The 15,439-nt window shown below is 66.4% G+C and carries 14 protein-coding genes; 5 read left to right on the forward strand and 9 right to left on the reverse strand.

Annotation, left to right across the window (positions count from 1 at the left end; genetic code table 11):
• Window positions 1–2: 2 nt before the first annotated feature.
• The 4 genes from LDO29_RS22915 to LDO29_RS22930 all read left to right on the forward strand — a co-directional run bounded on the left by LDO29_RS22915 (window position 3) and on the right by LDO29_RS22930 (window position 2,760).
• The gene (locus LDO29_RS22915; protein ID WP_224082029.1) at window positions 3–899 is read left to right on the forward strand and encodes a prepilin peptidase; all 897 of its coding nucleotides are present in this window, start codon (window positions 3–5) and stop codon (window positions 897–899) included.
• Between the two features lie 65 nt (window positions 900–964).
• Window positions 965–1,591, forward strand: coding sequence for a dephospho-CoA kinase (gene coaE, locus LDO29_RS22920; RefSeq protein ID WP_224082030.1), 627 nt, complete (start codon window positions 965–967; stop codon window positions 1,589–1,591).
• A 214-nt stretch (window positions 1,592–1,805) separates the two neighbouring features.
• Window positions 1,806–2,564, forward strand: coding sequence for a cell division protein ZapD (gene zapD, locus LDO29_RS22925; protein WP_224082031.1), 759 nt, complete (start codon window positions 1,806–1,808; stop codon window positions 2,562–2,564).
• Between the two features lie 4 nt (window positions 2,565–2,568).
• Complete coding sequence (locus LDO29_RS22930; protein ID WP_011299110.1) at window positions 2,569–2,760, forward strand: DNA gyrase inhibitor YacG; 192 nt, start codon at window positions 2,569–2,571, stop codon at window positions 2,758–2,760.
• Window positions 2,761–2,784: 24 nt separating this feature from the next.
• Here LDO29_RS22930 and LDO29_RS22935 read toward each other — a convergent pair whose 3' ends face one another.
• The 6 genes from LDO29_RS22935 to LDO29_RS22960 form a co-directional block, all read right to left on the reverse strand.
• Window positions 2,785–4,824 carry an OPT family oligopeptide transporter gene (locus tag LDO29_RS22935; RefSeq protein WP_224082032.1) on the reverse strand — a complete coding sequence of 680 codons (2,040 nt, stop codon included), beginning with the start codon at window positions 4,822–4,824 and terminating at the stop codon, window positions 2,785–2,787.
• 80 nt (window positions 4,825–4,904) lie between these two features.
• Window positions 4,905–5,330 carry an NUDIX domain-containing protein gene (locus LDO29_RS22940; protein ID WP_224082033.1) on the reverse strand — a complete coding sequence of 142 codons (426 nt, stop codon included), beginning with the start codon at window positions 5,328–5,330 and terminating at the stop codon, window positions 4,905–4,907.
• Window positions 5,330–6,226, reverse strand: coding sequence for an ATP-binding protein (locus tag LDO29_RS22945; RefSeq protein ID WP_224082034.1), 897 nt, complete (start codon window positions 6,224–6,226; stop codon window positions 5,330–5,332). Before LDO29_RS22945 ends, LDO29_RS22940 begins: the two co-directional genes overlap by 1 nt.
• Window positions 6,227–6,262: 36 nt before the next feature.
• Window positions 6,263–7,492, reverse strand: coding sequence for a bifunctional glutamate N-acetyltransferase/amino-acid acetyltransferase ArgJ (gene argJ, locus LDO29_RS22950; protein ID WP_224082035.1), 1,230 nt, complete (start codon window positions 7,490–7,492; stop codon window positions 6,263–6,265).
• A gap of 141 nt (window positions 7,493–7,633) precedes the next feature.
• Window positions 7,634–10,408: a preprotein translocase subunit SecA gene (secA, locus tag LDO29_RS22955; protein WP_224082036.1), complete on the reverse strand. Its 2,775-nt coding sequence runs from the start codon at window positions 10,406–10,408 to the stop codon at window positions 7,634–7,636.
• A 204-nt stretch (window positions 10,409–10,612) separates the two neighbouring features.
• The gene (locus tag LDO29_RS22960) at window positions 10,613–11,530 is read right to left on the reverse strand and encodes a M23 family metallopeptidase (RefSeq protein ID WP_224082037.1); all 918 of its coding nucleotides are present in this window, start codon (window positions 11,528–11,530) and stop codon (window positions 10,613–10,615) included.
• Between the two features lie 81 nt (window positions 11,531–11,611).
• On the opposite strand from LDO29_RS22960, the gene LDO29_RS22965 reads away from it, so the two are divergent.
• Complete coding sequence (locus LDO29_RS22965) at window positions 11,612–12,118, forward strand: DciA family protein (protein WP_224082038.1); 507 nt, start codon at window positions 11,612–11,614, stop codon at window positions 12,116–12,118.
• 58 nt (window positions 12,119–12,176) lie between these two features.
• Here the strand turns inward: LDO29_RS22965 and lpxC are convergent, their stop codons facing one another.
• The 3 genes from lpxC to ftsZ form a co-directional block, all read right to left on the reverse strand.
• Window positions 12,177–13,094 carry a UDP-3-O-acyl-N-acetylglucosamine deacetylase gene (lpxC, locus tag LDO29_RS22970; RefSeq protein ID WP_224082039.1) on the reverse strand — a complete coding sequence of 306 codons (918 nt, stop codon included), beginning with the start codon at window positions 13,092–13,094 and terminating at the stop codon, window positions 12,177–12,179.
• Window positions 13,095–13,248: 154 nt separating this feature from the next.
• The gene (locus LDO29_RS22975) at window positions 13,249–13,755 is read right to left on the reverse strand and encodes a peroxiredoxin (RefSeq protein WP_224082040.1); all 507 of its coding nucleotides are present in this window, start codon (window positions 13,753–13,755) and stop codon (window positions 13,249–13,251) included.
• A gap of 398 nt (window positions 13,756–14,153) precedes the next feature.
• Window positions 14,154–15,347: a cell division protein FtsZ gene (gene ftsZ / locus LDO29_RS22980; RefSeq protein ID WP_224082041.1), complete on the reverse strand. Its 1,194-nt coding sequence runs from the start codon at window positions 15,345–15,347 to the stop codon at window positions 14,154–14,156.
• Window positions 15,348–15,439 lie beyond the last annotated feature (92 nt).

The raw sequence follows: 15,439 nt of genomic DNA on the forward strand, positions 1-15,439 counted from the left end.
TGATGAATCCGGCATTTCCCGCCGGCGGCGCCTCCGGGCTGGCTGCGCTGCCGGCACTCGCCGCGCTGCCGCCGTCGTTCCTGATAGTGGCAGCGGCCATCCTCGGCCTGCTGGTGGGCAGCTTCCTGAACGTGGTAATCCACCGGCTGCCGCGCATGATGGAGTACGACGAGGCCAACTACATCGCCGAACTGCGCGGCGACCCGCAGCCCTACCCTGAGCGCTACAACCTGATGGTGCCGCGCTCGGCCTGCCCGCACTGCGGCCATGCCATCGCGGCCTGGGAAAATATCCCGGTCATCAGCTACCTTTTCCTGCTCGGCCGCTGCTCGTCGTGCAAGGTGCCGATCGGCGTGCGCTACCCGCTGGTGGAACTGGCCTGCGGCGTGCTGAGCGCGCTGGCGGCGTGGCACTTCGGTCCGGCCTGGCAGGGCGTGGCTGCGCTGCTGCTGCTGTGGGCACTGCTGGCGCTAACGATGATCGATGCCGATACGCAACTGCTGCCCGACCAGATCACGCTGCCGCTGGTGTGGCTGGGCTTGCTGCTCAACCTGGGCGGGCTGTTCGTGCCGCTTGCCGACGCGGTGATCGGCGCCGTGGCGGGCTACCTGCTGCTGTGGTCCGCTTACTGGGCGTTCAAGCTGGTGCGCGGCAAGGAAGGCATGGGCTATGGCGACTTCAAGCTCATGGCCGCGCTGGGCGCGTGGTTCGGCTGGCAGGCGCTGCCGGCGCTGGTGCTGCTGTCATCGGTGGTCGGCGTGGTGTTCGGCGTGGCCAATATCGCGCTGCGCCGCCAGGGCCGCGACACGCCATTCCCGTTCGGCCCCTTCATTGCCGGCGCCGGCGTGCTGGTACTGTTCTTCGGGCCGGGCGTACTGCCGCTGCTGCCCGCGCCCTGAGCCGCCAGCGGCCAGCGGTCCGCCAAGCTGGTATCGTTGGGGACATTGCACCCACGGAACCTCACATGCTGGAGATCGGACTGACTGGCGGCATCGGCAGCGGCAAGACGCGCGTGGCCGACATGTTCGCCGCGCGCGGCGCCGCCATCATCGACACTGACCTGCTGGCCCACGAGATCACCGCCCCGGGCGGACAGGCCATTCCCGCACTGGTCGAGGCCTTCGGCCCGCAGTGCCTGCGCCCCGACGGCGCCATGGACCGCGACGCCATGCGCGCGCTGGTCTTTGCCGATCCCGCCGCCAAGGCAAGGCTGGAAGGCATCACCCATCCGCTGATCCGCTCGCTGACCACGGCACGCGCCAAGGCAATCGCTGACGCTGGCGAGCATCCATACCTGATCTACGTCGTGCCGCTGCTGGTCGAATCCGGCGCATGGGTCCAGCGCGTCGGCCGCGTGCTGGTGGTGGATTGCACCGAGGACACGCAGATCGCGCGCGTCATGGCGCGCAACGGCTTCAGCCGGGAGCAGGTGCAGGCCATCATGGCAAAGCAGGCCACGCGTGCCCAGCGACTTGCCGTGGCCAACGATGTGATCGACAACGACGGGCCGGTCGAAGCACTGGCGGCGCAGGTGGACCGGCTGGACCAGACCTATCGGGCACTGTCCGCCGCCGGCGTCACGCAGGCCTGACGCAGGGCACGAGCAGGCACCAGCGTGAGCGGGAACACGGCGCATCATGCACATTGCATTGTCCTCGCAGCCCGTCTCGCATAGAATGCGCTGGAACATGACGCGAAATGCGTGGAGAGACGTAGCTTCCACGCATTCCTGACGTTCCCCGGGCCACGCCCGCACCGGGACGCTCCAACAGGGGCGCCGCCTCAGCGCTGCACGGACATAGCACTTGATCCTGTACGAATATCCTTTCAACGAACGCATCAGGACGCTCCTGCGACTGGAAGACCTGTTCGATCGGCTGGATTACTTCCTGGGCCAGGAACATGCCCTGCAGCATCATGTCGCGCTGACCACGCTGTTCGAGATCATCGACGTGGCCGGCCGCGCCGACCTCAAGACCGACCTGATCAAGGAACTCGAGCGCCAGCGCCAGGCGCTGACCGCGCTGCGCGTCAATCCGCAGATCGACCAGGAAGCGCTGGACGCCGTCATCGGCGAGATCGAGCAAGGCATTGCCATGCTCAACCAGACCGTGGGCAAGGCGGGGCAACTGCTGGCCGACAATGAGTGGCTGACGAGCATCCGCAGCCGCGCCATCATTCCCGGCGGCACCTGCGAGTTCGACCTGCCGGCGTACTACGCCTGGCAGCACCGGCCGGCCGAGGAGCGCCGCGCCGACATCCTGAAATGGGCCCGCCCGCTGGTGGCGCTGCGCGCCGGTACGTCCACGGTGCTGCGCCTGCTGCGCGAATCGGGCCAGAGCGGCAAGGTGATCGCCACGGGCGGCAGCTACCAGCAGATGCTATCGGGCCGCAGCTATCAGCTGATGCAGGTGCACCTCGATGATTCATTGCTGGCCTTTATCCCGGAGATGAGCGCCAACAAGTACATGCTCTGGGTGCGCTTCACGCAACAGGATGGCGACCTGCGCCCGCGTTCGGTCGATGCCGACATTCCGTTCCTGCTCAAGCTCTGCAATTTCTGAAGTCATGCCTGCCGTCGTCAAATGCCCCACCTGCGGCACCAAGGTGGAATGGATTCCCGAGAACAAGTTCCGCCCGTTCTGCTCCGAGCGCTGCAAGCAGATCGACCTGGGCGCGTGGGCGTCCGAGAAGTACGTGATCGGCAGCAAACCCGGCGAAACGCCTTCGCCGGACCTGCCGGAAGATGAGGACGACTGAGTCGTCCCCCTCCAGCAGCTTAGTTCAGTGAGCTGCGGCCAGCACGCGACGGTAGAATCCCACGCAAACCAGCACGAACACCGCCAGCCCGAGCCATTCGGCCGTGCCGGCAAAGCCCTCGCCCACCACGGCCAGCGGCGCATCCTTGCCTGACAGGCCGATCACCGCCGCCAGCAGCACCCCTATCAGGCTTTCCCCGACGATCAGGCCCGAGGCCAGCAGCGTGCCGCGGCGTTCGGCATGCTCGAGCGCCAGCTTGACGTCATCGCCACGCGCGGTGGCGCGGCGGCGTTCTGCGCGCAGCAGGAACCACGCGAGCACCGCGCCGACCACCAGCGCCGAGCTGATCGTCGGCGGCAGGTAGATGCCGATGCCTACGGCCAGCACCGGCAGCCGCGCCGCGCCGCCACGGCGGCGCAGGATCTCGTCGATCGCGATCAACACCACGCCCAGCGCGATGCCGATCAGGATCATGGTCCAGTTGAGCTTGTGCGTGAAGATGCCGGTGGCAATGGCCGTCATCAGCGTGGCCTGCGGCGCGGCCAGCGCCTGGCCAGGGTCCATGCCCGCTCGCGGCAGCGCGCCGGCAAACCCGTAGGCGTTGTAGAGCAGTTCCAGCACCGGCGGGATCACCGCCGCACCGACCGCGCAGCCGATCAGCAGCGCGACCTGCTGGCGCCACGGCGTGGCGCCCACGAGCCAGCCGGTCTTCAGGTCCTGCAGGTTGTCGTTGGAAATGGTAGCCACGGCCAGCACGGCGGAGGTCGTGAAGATGGCCAGCGCGATGGCGAACTTGCCGCCCTCGGGCGTATCGAGCAGGCCGTCAGCGGTGCCGATGGCCAGGATCAGCAACGACACCAGGATCACCGCGATGATGCCGATGCCCGAGATCGGGCTGGCGGACGAACCCACCAGGCCCGCCATATAGCCGCATGCCGCCGCCACCAGGAAGCCGAACACGAACGCAAACAGCACCGCGCAGCCCACCAGGCGCCAGCGCGCGCCTGCGTCGAGCGGCGCTGGCATCATGAAATAGCCGAAGGTTGCCGCGAGAACGATCGCCAGTGCGACGGCCAGGATGCCGATCCAGCGCACCGGCATGTCCTTCTGCGTGCGCGGCATGCCCGCACCGCCGCCCGCGCCGGCGCCCTTGATTGCGCCAAGCGATGCGCGGATGCCGTCCAGCATCGGCCGGGCCAGCGTGATCAGCGTCCAGATCGCCGCGATGCCGATGGTGCCCGCGCCAATAAAGCGCACCTGCGTGCTCCACACCATGGTGCCGAAGGCCTGCAGCGTGGCGCCTTCCGGACGCGGCGTGATGGCCGTCAGCCAGGGCACGGCGATACCCCAGGTCAGCAGCAGGCCGAGCAGCATGGCCAGCCCGCCGACGATGCCGACCAGATAGCCAGCCCCGACCAGCGCCAGCGAAAAGCCCATCGAAAACCGCACCACCGAGGCTCCGGCAGCCAGCCACAGGTTGGCCCCTTCGGCCAGTACGCGCAGCCCGCCAGCGGCAAAGCTGAACACGCCCGCCACCAGGCCGCCGGCCAGCAGGTCAGCCAGCCCGGTGCCCTGCTTCTTCGCGCCTGGCGTCACCTCCTGGCCAGCGCTGCCCACGCGCAGGATTTCCGCGGCGGCCACGCCTTCCGGATACGGCAGCGCGCTCTGCACCACCATCGCGTGGCGCAGCGGGATGCTGAACAGCACGCCGAGCATGCCGCCGGCCGCGCAGATCGACAGCGTCTGCCAGAACGGGAAACCCTGCCAGTAGCCGAGCATCACCAGGCCCGGCAGCACGAAGATGATCGAGGACAGGGTGCCCGCGGCCGAGGCCTGCGTCTGCACCATGTTGTTTTCGAGGATGTTGGCGCCCGGGAACAGGCGCAACACCGCCATGGAGATGACGGCGGCTGGAATCGCCGAGGAGAAGGTCAGTCCGACCTTGAGGCCGAGATAGATGTTGGAGGCGGTGAACACCACCGTGATCAGCGCCCCCAGGATGATGCCGCGCAGTGTCAGCTCAGGCAGGGAAATATCGTCGGCAACGCGGTCTGCACGCAGCATACGGGTTCCTTTCTTGCTGTTGTTGTGTCGGCGCGATCACGGGCGCCGCGGCCGCAGGGGCGCGGTAAAGCTCAGTCTGGTCAGGTAGTGCGGGATTCGTCGCCGAGCCATTCGACCACCGGGATGGTGGCCGGCAGCAACGGGCCGACCGTCACCGGCACCGTCTGCCACGAGAAGGCCTGGCCCTCGCGGCCGACCGGATCGCCGCGCCAGGCCGTGACCTTGCAGAAATGCAGGCGCACGTAGGCGTGCGGGTAGTCGTGTTCGAGCACGTGCCAGCGCACGCATTCGGTGATGTCCAGGCCGAGCTCTTCATGCAGTTCGCGCGCGAGCGCGGCTTCCACGGTCTCGCCGGGTTCGAGCTTGCCGCCCGGGAATTCCCAGTAGCCCTCGTACGGCTTGCCGCCCGGACGCTGCGCCAGCAGGAAGCGGCCATCGGGCAGAACCAGCACGCCCACGGCCACCTCGGTGACCTTGCGCGGCGTGGCCGTGTCTTGCGCTGGCATCACGCGCCCTCCACGTCGGCGATGAACGGCTTGCCGTGCTTGCCGCCCCAGTCACGCGCAAACTGCCAGGCCACGCGGCCCGAGCGCGAGCCGCGCTCCAGCGCCCACACCAGCGCGTCGCCGCGCGCGGCGGCAATATCGTCGTCCGTGCAGCCGAAGTGCTTGAGCCAGTGGCCGACGATGGCCAGGTACTCATCCTGCTTGGGAGGATAGAACGACAGCCACAGGCCAAAACGCTCGGACAGCGAGATCTTTTCCTCGACCACTTCGCCGGGATGGATTTCGCCATCAGCGGTGTGCTGGTAGCTCTCGTTGTCCTTCATGTACTCCGGCAGCAGGTGGCGGCGGTTGGACGTCGCATACACCAGCACATTGTCCGACTGCGCGGCCACCGAGCCGTCCAGCGCCGACTTGAGCGCCTTGTACCCCGACTCGCCGTCTTCGAACGACAGGTCATCGCAGAAGATCACGAAGCGCTCGGGGCGCTGCGAGACCTGCTCGACGATATCGCCGAGATCGCCAAGGTCGCTCTTGTCCACTTCCACCAGCCGCAGCCCGTCCTTGACGAAAGCATTGAGGCAGGCCTTGATCAGCGACGACTTGCCGGTGCCGCGCGCGCCGGTCAGCAGCACGTTGTTGGCCGGCAGCCGGTTCACGAACTGGCGCGTGTTGCCGACGATGGCGTCCTTCTGGCGCTCGATGTTCTTGAGGTCATCCAGGTGGATCGGCGGCAACTGGCGCACCGGCTGCAGGTAGCCGATATTGCCGAACAGGCTCTGCCGCTTGCGCCAGCGGAACGCTACCGCCTCCTGCCAGTCCGCATCCGTCAGTTGCGGCGGCAGCCACTGTTCGAGTCGGGCGAGGAAGTTGTCGAGGCGGGAGGCGAGGTCAGACATGGCAGCAGCGGAGCGTTGTTGAACAGGAGGCGGTGCTCAGGAACGATAGTCGGCGTTGATCGACACGTAGTCGTGCGAGAGGTCGCAGGTCCACACGGTGGCCTCGGCATTGCCACGGCCCAGTGCGATGCGCACGGTGATTTCGGCCTGCTTCATCACGCGCTGGCCGTCCTCTTCGAGGTAATCGGGGTTGCGGCCGCCGTCGCGGGCCACCCAGACATCGTCGAGCCACAGGTTGACGCGGTCGACATCGAGATCGTCCACGCCGGCATAGCCCACCGCGGCCAGGATGCGGCCCAGGTTGGGGTCCGAGGCATAGAACGCGGTCTTGACCAGCGGCGAATGGGCCACCGCATAGGCGATCTGGCGGCACTCGGCCACGTCCTTGCCGCCTTCCACGCGGATGGTCATCAGCTTGGTGGCGCCCTCGCCGTCGCGCACGATCATCTGCGCGAGTTCCTGGGCCAAGCCGGTGACAGCCTCGCGCAGCGCCTCGAAGGCCGGGCCTTCGGCGCGGTCGACGACAGCCGCACCCGACTTGCCCGTGGCGATCAGCACGAATGAATCGTTGGTCGAGGTGTCACCGTCGATCGTGATGCTGTTGAACGAGTGGTCGGCTGCATGCGACACCAGCGCCTGCAGCACCGGCTGGGCCACGGCCGCGTCGGTGGCGATGAAGCCGAGCATGGTTGCCATGTTCGGCCGGATCATGCCCGCGCCCTTGCTGATGCCCGTCAGCGTGACGGTCTTGCCGTCGATCTGCACCGTGCGCGACGCCGCCTTGGGCTGCGTGTCGGTGGTCATGATCGATTCGGCGGCGGCCAGCCAGTTGTCCGGCTTCGCGCTGGCAATGGCGGCGGGCAGCGCGGCGACCAGGCGGTCCACCGGCAGCTGTTCCAGGATCACGCCAGTGGAAAACGGCAGTACCTGGTCGGTGGTGATATGCAGTTTTGCCGCCACCGCATCGCAGGTCGCGCGTGCATTTGCCAGGCCGAGGTGGCCGGTGCCGGCATTGGCGTTGCCGGTGTTGATCACCAGCGCGCGGATGCCTTTGGCCGCAGCCAGGTGCTCGCGGCACACCTGCACCGGCGCGGCGCAGAAGCGGTTGCGGGTGAAGACGCCGGCCACCGTGCTGCCTTCCGCCACGCGCACTACCAGCACGTCCTTGCGGTTGGCCTTGCGGATGCCGGCCTCGGCCCAGCCGAGCTCCACGCCGGCAACGGGCTTCAGGTTGTCTGCCTGCGGCAGCGGAAGATTGACGGGCATATCGGCTCCTGTCCTGTTGTCCTGCTTTGTCTGTTCAGTCGTCAGACGAACATGCCCGCTTGGCGCGGGCATGTCGTTACCTCTTCGCCCCGTCCGCCACAGCGGCACGGGCCGTCTTGCATGGTCCGGCTGGCGCCAGGCTCAGCTCAGCTTGCCGTGGCACTGCTTGAACTTCTTGCCCGAACCGCACGGGCAAGGATCGTTGCGGCCCACCTTGGGCATGCCGGCCAGGGCCATTTCCGCGGCCATGGCGGCGCCGGTGCGCGGGGACGGTGCATCTTCCACGGGCTCGCGGCCCTCGGCGAACTCGTCGTGCTTGTACTGGACGTTCTCCAGGTGCGACAGGCCTTCCTCGATCTCCTCGGACGCCTGCTCCAGCTCTTCCGGCGACTGGATCTGCACGTTGAAGGTCACGCGCGTGACTTCGTTCTTGATCAAGTCCAGCAGCCGCGCGAACAGTTCGAACGACTCGCGCTTGTACTCCTGCTTCGGGTCCTTCTGCGCGTAGCCGCGCAGGTGGATGCCCTGGCGCAGGTGGTCCAGCGCGGCCAGGTGCTCGCGCCAGTGCGTGTCGATGCTCTGCAGCATGACCGAGCGCTCGAAGCCGGCAAACGATTCGCGGCCCACCATGGCCACCTTGCCCTGGTAGCGCTCTTCGGCAGCTTTCAGGATCATGTCGAGCAGCTCTTCGTCCTCGATACTCTGGGCGCCTTCGATGGTCTTGGCCAGCGGCAGCTCCAGGCCCCAGTCCTCGCGCAGGCGCGTTTCCAGGCCGGCGATGTCCCACTGCTCTTCCATGGTGTCGGCCGGCACGTGCTCGCGGAACAGCTCGACCAGCACGCTTTCGCGCAGGTTCCCGACCATTTCGCCGACGTCGTTGGCTTCCAGCACGTCGTTGCGCAGCTTGTAGATTTCCTTGCGCTGGTCGTTGGCGACATCGTCGTACTGCAACAGCTGCTTGCGGATATCGAAGTTGCGGCCTTCCACCTTGCGCTGCGCCGATTCGATCGAGCGCGTGACGATGCCGGCTTCGATCGGTTCGCCCTCGGGCATCTTCAGGCGTTCCATGATCGCGCGCACGCGGTCGCCGGCAAAGATGCGCAGGAGCTGGTCGTCCAGCGACAGGTAGAAGCGCGACGAACCCGGGTCGCCCTGGCGGCCGGCACGGCCGCGCAGCTGGTTGTCGATGCGGCGCGATTCATGGCGCTCGGTGCCCACGATATGCAGGCCGCCAAAGGACTTGACCTGCTCGTGTAGCGATTGCCATTCGTCCTTGAGCTGCTGGACGCGAGCAGCCTTGTCGGCGTCGGACAGGTTCGGGTCGGCCTCGATGAAGCCAGCCTGCTTCTCCACGTTGCCGCCGAGCACGATGTCGGTACCGCGGCCCGCCATGTTGGTGGCGATGGTGATCATCTTCGGGCGGCCGGCCTGGGCCACGATCTCGGCCTCGCGCTCGTGCTGCTTGGCGTTGAGCACCTGGTGCGGCAGCTTTTCCTTATTGAGCAGGTCCGACAGGTATTCGGACGTCTCGATCGAGGTCGTGCCGACCAGCACCGGCTGCCCACGGTCGTAGCAGTCGCGGATGTCGCGCACGACGGCGTCGTAGCGCTCCTTCGAGGTCTTGTAGATCTGGTCCTGCAGGTCCTTGCGCTGGGCCTGTCGGTTGGTCGGGATCACCACCACCTCCAGGCCATAGATCTCCTGGAATTCGTAGGCTTCGGTGTCGGCCGTGCCAGTCATGCCCGCCAGCTTGGCGTACATGCGGAAGTAGTTCTGGAAGGTGATGGTCGCCAGCGTCTGGTTTTCCTGCTGGATCGACACGCCTTCCTTGGCTTCGACGGCCTGATGCAGACCGTCGGACCAGCGGCGGCCCGTCATCAGGCGGCCGGTGAATTCATCGACAATCACGACTTCGTCGTTCTGCACCACGTAATGCTGGTCGCGGTGGAACAGGCTGTGCGCGCGCAGGGCGGCGTACAGGTGATGCATCAGCGTGATGTTCTGCGGTGCGTAGAGCGATTCGCCCTCGCCGATCAGGCCCTGCTGCACCAGGATCTCTTCCGCTTTCTCGTGGCCGGCCTCGGTCAGGTAGACCTGGTGGCCCTTCTCGTCCACGTAGTAGTCGCCCGGCTTCTCCACGCCCGTGCCGTCGGCCTTTTCCTCGCCGATCTGGCGCTCGAGCAGCCTGGGGATGCCGTTCATGCGCTGGTAAAGGTCGGTCTGGTTCTCGGCCTGTCCCGAGATGATCAGCGGTGTACGGGCCTCGTCGATCAGGATCGAGTCCACTTCATCGACGATCGCGTAGTTCAGCGGCCGCTGCACGCGCTGCGACGGGTCATAGACCATGTTGTCGCGCAGGTAGTCGAAGCCGAACTCGTTGTTGGTGCCGTAGGTGATGTCGGCGTTGTATGCGGCCTGCTTCTGGTCATGCGCCATCTGCGACAGGTTCACGCCCACCGACAGACCCAGGAAGTTGTACAGGCGCCCCATCCACTCGGCGTCGCGCTGGGCCAGGTAGTCGTTGACGGTCACCACGTGCACGCCCTTGCCGGTGATGGCATTGAGGTACACGGCCAGCGTCGCAGTCAGCGTCTTGCCCTCGCCGGTGCGCATTTCGGCGATCTTGTTGTCATTGAGCACCATGCCGCCGATCAGCTGCACGTCGAAGTGGCGCATCTTCATGACGCGCTTGCTGGCCTCGCGGCACACGGCGAAGGCCTCGGGCAGCAGCGATTCGAGCGATTCGCCGCCGGCGTGGCGCTGCCGGAAGGTCTCGGTCATGCCGCGCAGGTCGTCGTCAGAGAGCTGCTCGAACTTGGGCTCCAGCGCGTTGATCTGCGCCACCGTGCGGCGGTATTGTTTGATCAGCCGCTCGTTGCGGCTGCCGAAGACTTTCTTGAGAAGGCCCGTGATCATCGAGTGCTTTCACCTGCGCGGACCGGATCGGCGACCCGCGTACGGGAAGCCCCAGCCGTGCCAGGCATGGATAGATTGGCGCAAAACGCCGAGTTTATCATGTGCCGGGGTCGCGGCCGGGATGGGGGGTGGCCGTGTTACCAAAGCCCGACGGGCCCCGGCGGGACGTTGATTTATCGAGAGATCGGGGCAAACCGGCAAGGTTCAATCGCCCGCCTCCGGACGCGCCGCGACCGCCGCCGCGGGAGGCTCCGCGGCCGCCTGCAGAAAGCCGTGCGGATTGCGTGGCACGCCGTTCACATGGACCTCGAAATGCAGGTGCGGGCCCGTAGAGCGGCCGGAGCTGCCCACGCGCGCGATCGCCTGCCCGGGCCGGACCAGGTCGCCGGCTTTCACCAACACCGCCGAAGCATGCGCGTAACGCGTGCGCAAGCCGTCGCCGTGGTCGATATCGACCAGGTTGCCATACTCGGGATGGAATTCGGCGGCGACCACCACGCCACCCGCCGCCGCGACGATGGGGGTTCCCGACGGCGCGGCAAAGTCCACGCCTTCATGGCGCACGCGCCGGCCGGTGAACGGGTCCAGCCGCGTACCGAAGCCCGAGGCGTCATAGCCCACCGCCACCGGGCGCACACGCGGCAGGCGCCGTTCGCGCATCTCGCGGTCGAGCAGCGCGGCTTCCAGCACGTCGAAATAGTCGGCGCGGGTCGCAGCCTGCTCGCGCAGACGGCGCAGCTCATCGCGCAGCTCGGGCAGCGTAAGCGCCGGCAACCTGCCCGGCGGCAGCGGGCCGCCCCGTCCGGGCGGATGCTGGAAATCGAAGTCCTGCGGCGCGATGCCAGCCAGCCCGGACACCCGCGCCCCCAATGCATCCAGGCGCACCATCTGCGCCTGGAGTTCGCCAACGCGCGTGGCCAGCTCAGTGAGGTTGTCGCGAAGGTAGGCGTCAGCACCACCCGGCGGCGTTGCGTGCGAACGGCCGCGCGCCAGGTGCCAGCTCGCCGCCGATGCTGCCAGAACAGCCGCCAGGCACAACGCGCCCGCGGCGGCCAGCACGCGCGGCGTCAGCGTGAAGCTGCGCACCTGCGACTGGCGCCGGTGAATGACAATGATCTGCATGACCCGATTCCCGAACCAATGACTGCGTTGACCCGCCTGCTGGGCCAGAACATCGGTCCGCTGGCTTGTTAAAATGTATGAATGCGCCTGTTCACCCACCACGCCCTGCAGACACCGGCGGCCAAGCCTCTCAACGACTGGCTGACCAAGGCCGGGCCGGTTTCCGCGCTGATGCAAACCGCGCGGGAACTCGCGACGCTGGAAGCGGAGGTGCTGTCGCTGCTGCCGCCCGGCATGCGCAACGGCATTGCCGTCGCCGGGGTCAAGCGCGGCGGCCGCGGACCGCAGCAGGAACAGGTACTGCTATTGCTGGCCGCGCATGGCGCGGCGGCGGCGCGTGTGCGCCAGGTGGTGCCGACATTGCTGTCCCGCCTGCAAGAGCGGGGCTCGCAGGTTACTGCAATCCGGGTGCGGGTACAACCGGAGGCCACGCGGCACAGCGACTGGGATATGGGGCCTGTGGTGCGGACGCGGACTGGCGGGAAGATGAGCGCCGTCGGGCTGGCAAGCCTCGATGAACTGGCCCGCAGCCTGCCGCCGTCACCGTTGCAGGACGCGTTGAAGACCTTGCTGTCGCATCATCGGTAGTACCGCAACAGCAAAAACCGGCCAAAAGGCCGGTTTTTGCTTTCAGGGCTTACCCAAATCAGGCAAACGCAGGCTGGACCTGCGGCAGGAACGCGGCGGGCGCATCCTCCACGCGATCGAAGGTCACGACTTCATAGGCTTCCTGGTCAGCCAGCAATGCACGCAGCAGCTGGTTGTTCAGGCCGTGCCCCGACTTGTGCGCGACATAGGCGCCGATCAGCGGATGGCCGACGACGTAGAGGTCGCCGATCGCATCCAGGATCTTGTGGCGCACGAACTCGTCGCCATAGCGCAGCTCTTCGTTGTTGAGCATGCGATGCTCATCGAGCACGATCGCGTTGTCCAGGCTGCCGCCGCGGGCCAGGCCCATCTCGCGCAGCGCCTCGACCTCATGGGCAAAGCCGAAGGTGCGGGCACGGGCGATCTCGCGCACGTAGCTGGTATCGGCAAAGTCGATCGAGAAATTCTGGCCGGTCTTGTCGACGGCCGGATGGCGGAAGTCGATCGTGAACGACAGCTTGAAGCCGAAGAACGGCTCCAGGCGCGCCAGCTTGTCGCCTTCGCGCACTTCCACCGCCTTTTTCACGCGGATGAAACGCTTGGCGGCGTTCTGCTCTTCGATGCCGGCCGATTGCAGCAGGAACACGAACGATGCCGCGCTGCCGTCCATGATCGGAATTTCCTCGGCATCGACATCGACATAGAGGTTGTCGATACCCAGGCCGGCGCAGGCCGACATCAGGTGTTCGACCGTGGACACGCGCGCACCATCCTTCTGCAGCACCGATGCCAGGCGCGTGTCGCCAATGGACCCGGCGGCAGCGGGAATTTCCACGGCTTCCGGCAGGTCCACGCGGGTGAATACGATACCGGTGTCAGCCGGTGCCGGCCGCAGGGTCAGCGTCACTTTGCGACCCGAGTGCAGACCGATGCCGACCGTCTTCACCAGGGACTTGATGGTGCGCTGTTTGAGCATGGCGGTCTCAGTAATTATTAAAACCTATTAGGTTTCATTATTCAATTAAGCGATTTTACCACTGCTAGGGAAATCCCGCTAAGACTCTTTGTTTCGGCGTGTTAATCCACGCACACGGCGCGTCATATGCATCACATCGAATGACTGATCTGTGTCAGCCGCGCAACGCCTCGAGCATCGCTTCCGCACTGCTGACCTTGAATTCGCCAGGGGCTTCCACTTGCAGGTGGGTCACCACGCCATCGTCCAGCACCATGGCGTACCGCTTCGAGCGCACGCCCATGCCGCGCGCGGAAAGGTCCTGGTCCAGCCCCAGCGCACGCGTCCATTCTGCGCTTCCGTCGGCCATCATGCGGACCTTGCCCGCGGTGCGCTGCTCGCGGCCCCAGGCGCCCATCACGAAGGCGTCATTGACCGAAACGCACCAGACCTCGTCCACGCCCGCGTCACGCAGGGCCTGCGCCTCGGCCACATAGCTAGGCACGTGCTTGGCGGAACAGGTCGGCGTGAAGGCGCCGGGCAAGGCAAAGACCACGATCTTGCGGCCTTTGACCAGATCCGACACGCGGAAAGCATTGGGACCCAACGAGCAGCCGTCGCTCTGGGTATCGAAGAATTCCTGCAGCGTGGCGTCCGGGACGCGTTGTCCGACAGCGATCATGGTGATTGGCGTCCTGTCAAAAAGAGGGGAGCAAGGCCTGCCGGCAATCATAGGCTCCCGGGCGCGCTCGTCCAAGATCAATGACATCCGGTGGCATTTCGAAACAGCTTGCTACAAAAACGTCCGCGCGGCGCACCTGTGAGGCACGCCGCGCGGACGACGGCACATCCCGACCGGGAAGGCGGGAAACCAGTCCGGGGAGGCGGCCAGCGGCCGCCTGTCCCGGCAACAGGATGTGAGCGGAGGCGGTTCAGCGCGGACGCGGCATCACCGGCAGCCCGGGCGGTTCACACAGTCCATGCAAGGCACGCGCGGATAGGGAGCGCTGCGTGCTTCGCGACAAGGACGCGCAAGCCGTCAGGGACCGGCCCTGCGATGCTGGATCCGGCCGTTCCGGCTCAGTCTGCCTGCTTGCGCAGGAAGGCCGGGATGTCGTACGTATCGACACCCTTCTCCTGCAGCGCGGCCACGTGGGCCGACGCCGATTCACGCGAGCTGCGCCACACTGCCGGGGTATCCAGGCCGCTGTAGTCCGGCGAGCTGTGATGCGTGGCCGCCGCAGCCATGCCGGCCATCATCTGCACCGGGATGTTGTCGGTGCCGGTCTTGAGCAGGGTCATCGGCTGCTGCTTCTTGGCCGAACGGCCCAGGCCCGTCGCCACCACGGTCACGCGCAGGGCATCGCCCATCGCGTCGTCGTACACCGTACCGAAGATCACGGTCGCATCTTCCGCGGCGTAGCTGCGGATGGTGTTCATGACTTCCTTGGTTTCCGACAGCTTGAGCGAACGGCTGGCGGTGATGTTGACCAGCACACCGCGCGCGCCCGACAGGTCCACGCCTTCCAGCAGCGGGCTGGCCACGGCCTGCTCGGCAGCCAGGCGGGCGCGGTCGACGCCCGACACGGTGGCCGTACCCATCATGGCCTTGCCCTGCTCGCCCATCACCGTCTTCACGTCTTCGAAGTCGACGTTCACCAGACCGTCCACGTTGATGATTTCGGCAATGCCGGCCACGGCGTTGTGCAGCACGTCGTCGGCGCACTGGAAGCACTTGTCCATCTCGGCGTCATCGCCCATGACTTCGAAGAGCTTCTCGTTGAGCACCACGATCAGCGAATCGACCGAGCTTTCCAGTTCGCTCGATCCATGTTCGGCCACCTTGGCGCGGCGCGCGCCTTCGAAGTCGAACGGCTTGCTGACCACGCCCACCGTCAGGATGCCCATTTCCTTGGCCACCTGCGCCACGATCGGCGCGGCGCCGGTACCGGTGCCGCCGCCCATGCCGGCAGTGATGAAGACCATGTGGGCGCCGCGCAGTGCGTCCGCGATCTGCTCGCGGGCCTGCTCGGCGCAGTTGCGGCCGACTTCCGGCTTGGCGCCGGCACCCAGGCCGGAATTGCCCAGTTGGAGCACGCGCGAAGCGGTCGAGCGCTTCAGTGCCTGCGCGTCGGTGTTCATGCAGATGAATTCAACACCCTGCACGCCGCGGCTGATCATGTGCTGCACGGCATTGCCGCCCGCGCCGCCCACGCCCACCACTTTGATGATGGTGCCGTCCATCACTTCCGTTTCGATCATGTCAAAGTCCATCACTGCCTCCGAGAAAAATCAGTCCCCAGACTTTGCAGCCTCCCCGCCGCAACCCCTGGTTCCTGAACAAGAAACCGATTAAAAGAAATTGT

Source organism: Cupriavidus laharis, from assembly GCF_914271435.1.
Taxonomy (GTDB): domain Bacteria; phylum Pseudomonadota; class Gammaproteobacteria; order Burkholderiales; family Burkholderiaceae; genus Cupriavidus; species Cupriavidus laharis.

Bases quoted from the DNA above. Each gene is read 5' to 3' on its own strand.
- LDO29_RS22975 (WP_224082040.1), bottom strand. From the start codon at position 13,755: ATGATCGCTGTCGGACAACGCGTCCCGGACGCCACGCTGCAGGAATTC.
- LDO29_RS22915 (WP_224082029.1), top strand. From the start codon at position 3: ATGAATCCGGCATTTCCCGCCGGCGGCGCCTCCGGGCTGGCTGCGCTG.
- lpxC (WP_224082039.1), bottom strand. From the start codon at position 13,094: ATGCTCAAACAGCGCACCATCAAGTCCCTGGTGAAGACGGTCGGCATC.
- coaE (WP_224082030.1), top strand. From the start codon at position 965: ATGCTGGAGATCGGACTGACTGGCGGCATCGGCAGCGGCAAGACGCGC.
- LDO29_RS22935 (WP_224082032.1), bottom strand. From the start codon at position 4,824: ATGCTGCGTGCAGACCGCGTTGCCGACGATATTTCCCTGCCTGAGCTG.
- LDO29_RS22965 (WP_224082038.1), top strand. From the start codon at position 11,612: ATGCGCCTGTTCACCCACCACGCCCTGCAGACACCGGCGGCCAAGCCT.
- LDO29_RS22960 (WP_224082037.1), bottom strand. From the start codon at position 11,530: ATGCAGATCATTGTCATTCACCGGCGCCAGTCGCAGGTGCGCAGCTTC.
- LDO29_RS22940 (WP_224082033.1), bottom strand. From the start codon at position 5,330: ATGCCAGCGCAAGACACGGCCACGCCGCGCAAGGTCACCGAGGTGGCC.
- argJ (WP_224082035.1), bottom strand. From the start codon at position 7,492: ATGCCCGTCAATCTTCCGCTGCCGCAGGCAGACAACCTGAAGCCCGTT.
- LDO29_RS22930 (WP_011299110.1), top strand. From the start codon at position 2,569: ATGCCTGCCGTCGTCAAATGCCCCACCTGCGGCACCAAGGTGGAATGG.
- LDO29_RS22945 (WP_224082034.1), bottom strand. From the start codon at position 6,226: ATGTCTGACCTCGCCTCCCGCCTCGACAACTTCCTCGCCCGACTCGAA.
- ftsZ (WP_224082041.1), bottom strand. From the start codon at position 15,347: ATGGACTTTGACATGATCGAAACGGAAGTGATGGACGGCACCATCATC.
- secA (WP_224082036.1), bottom strand. From the start codon at position 10,408: ATGATCACGGGCCTTCTCAAGAAAGTCTTCGGCAGCCGCAACGAGCGG.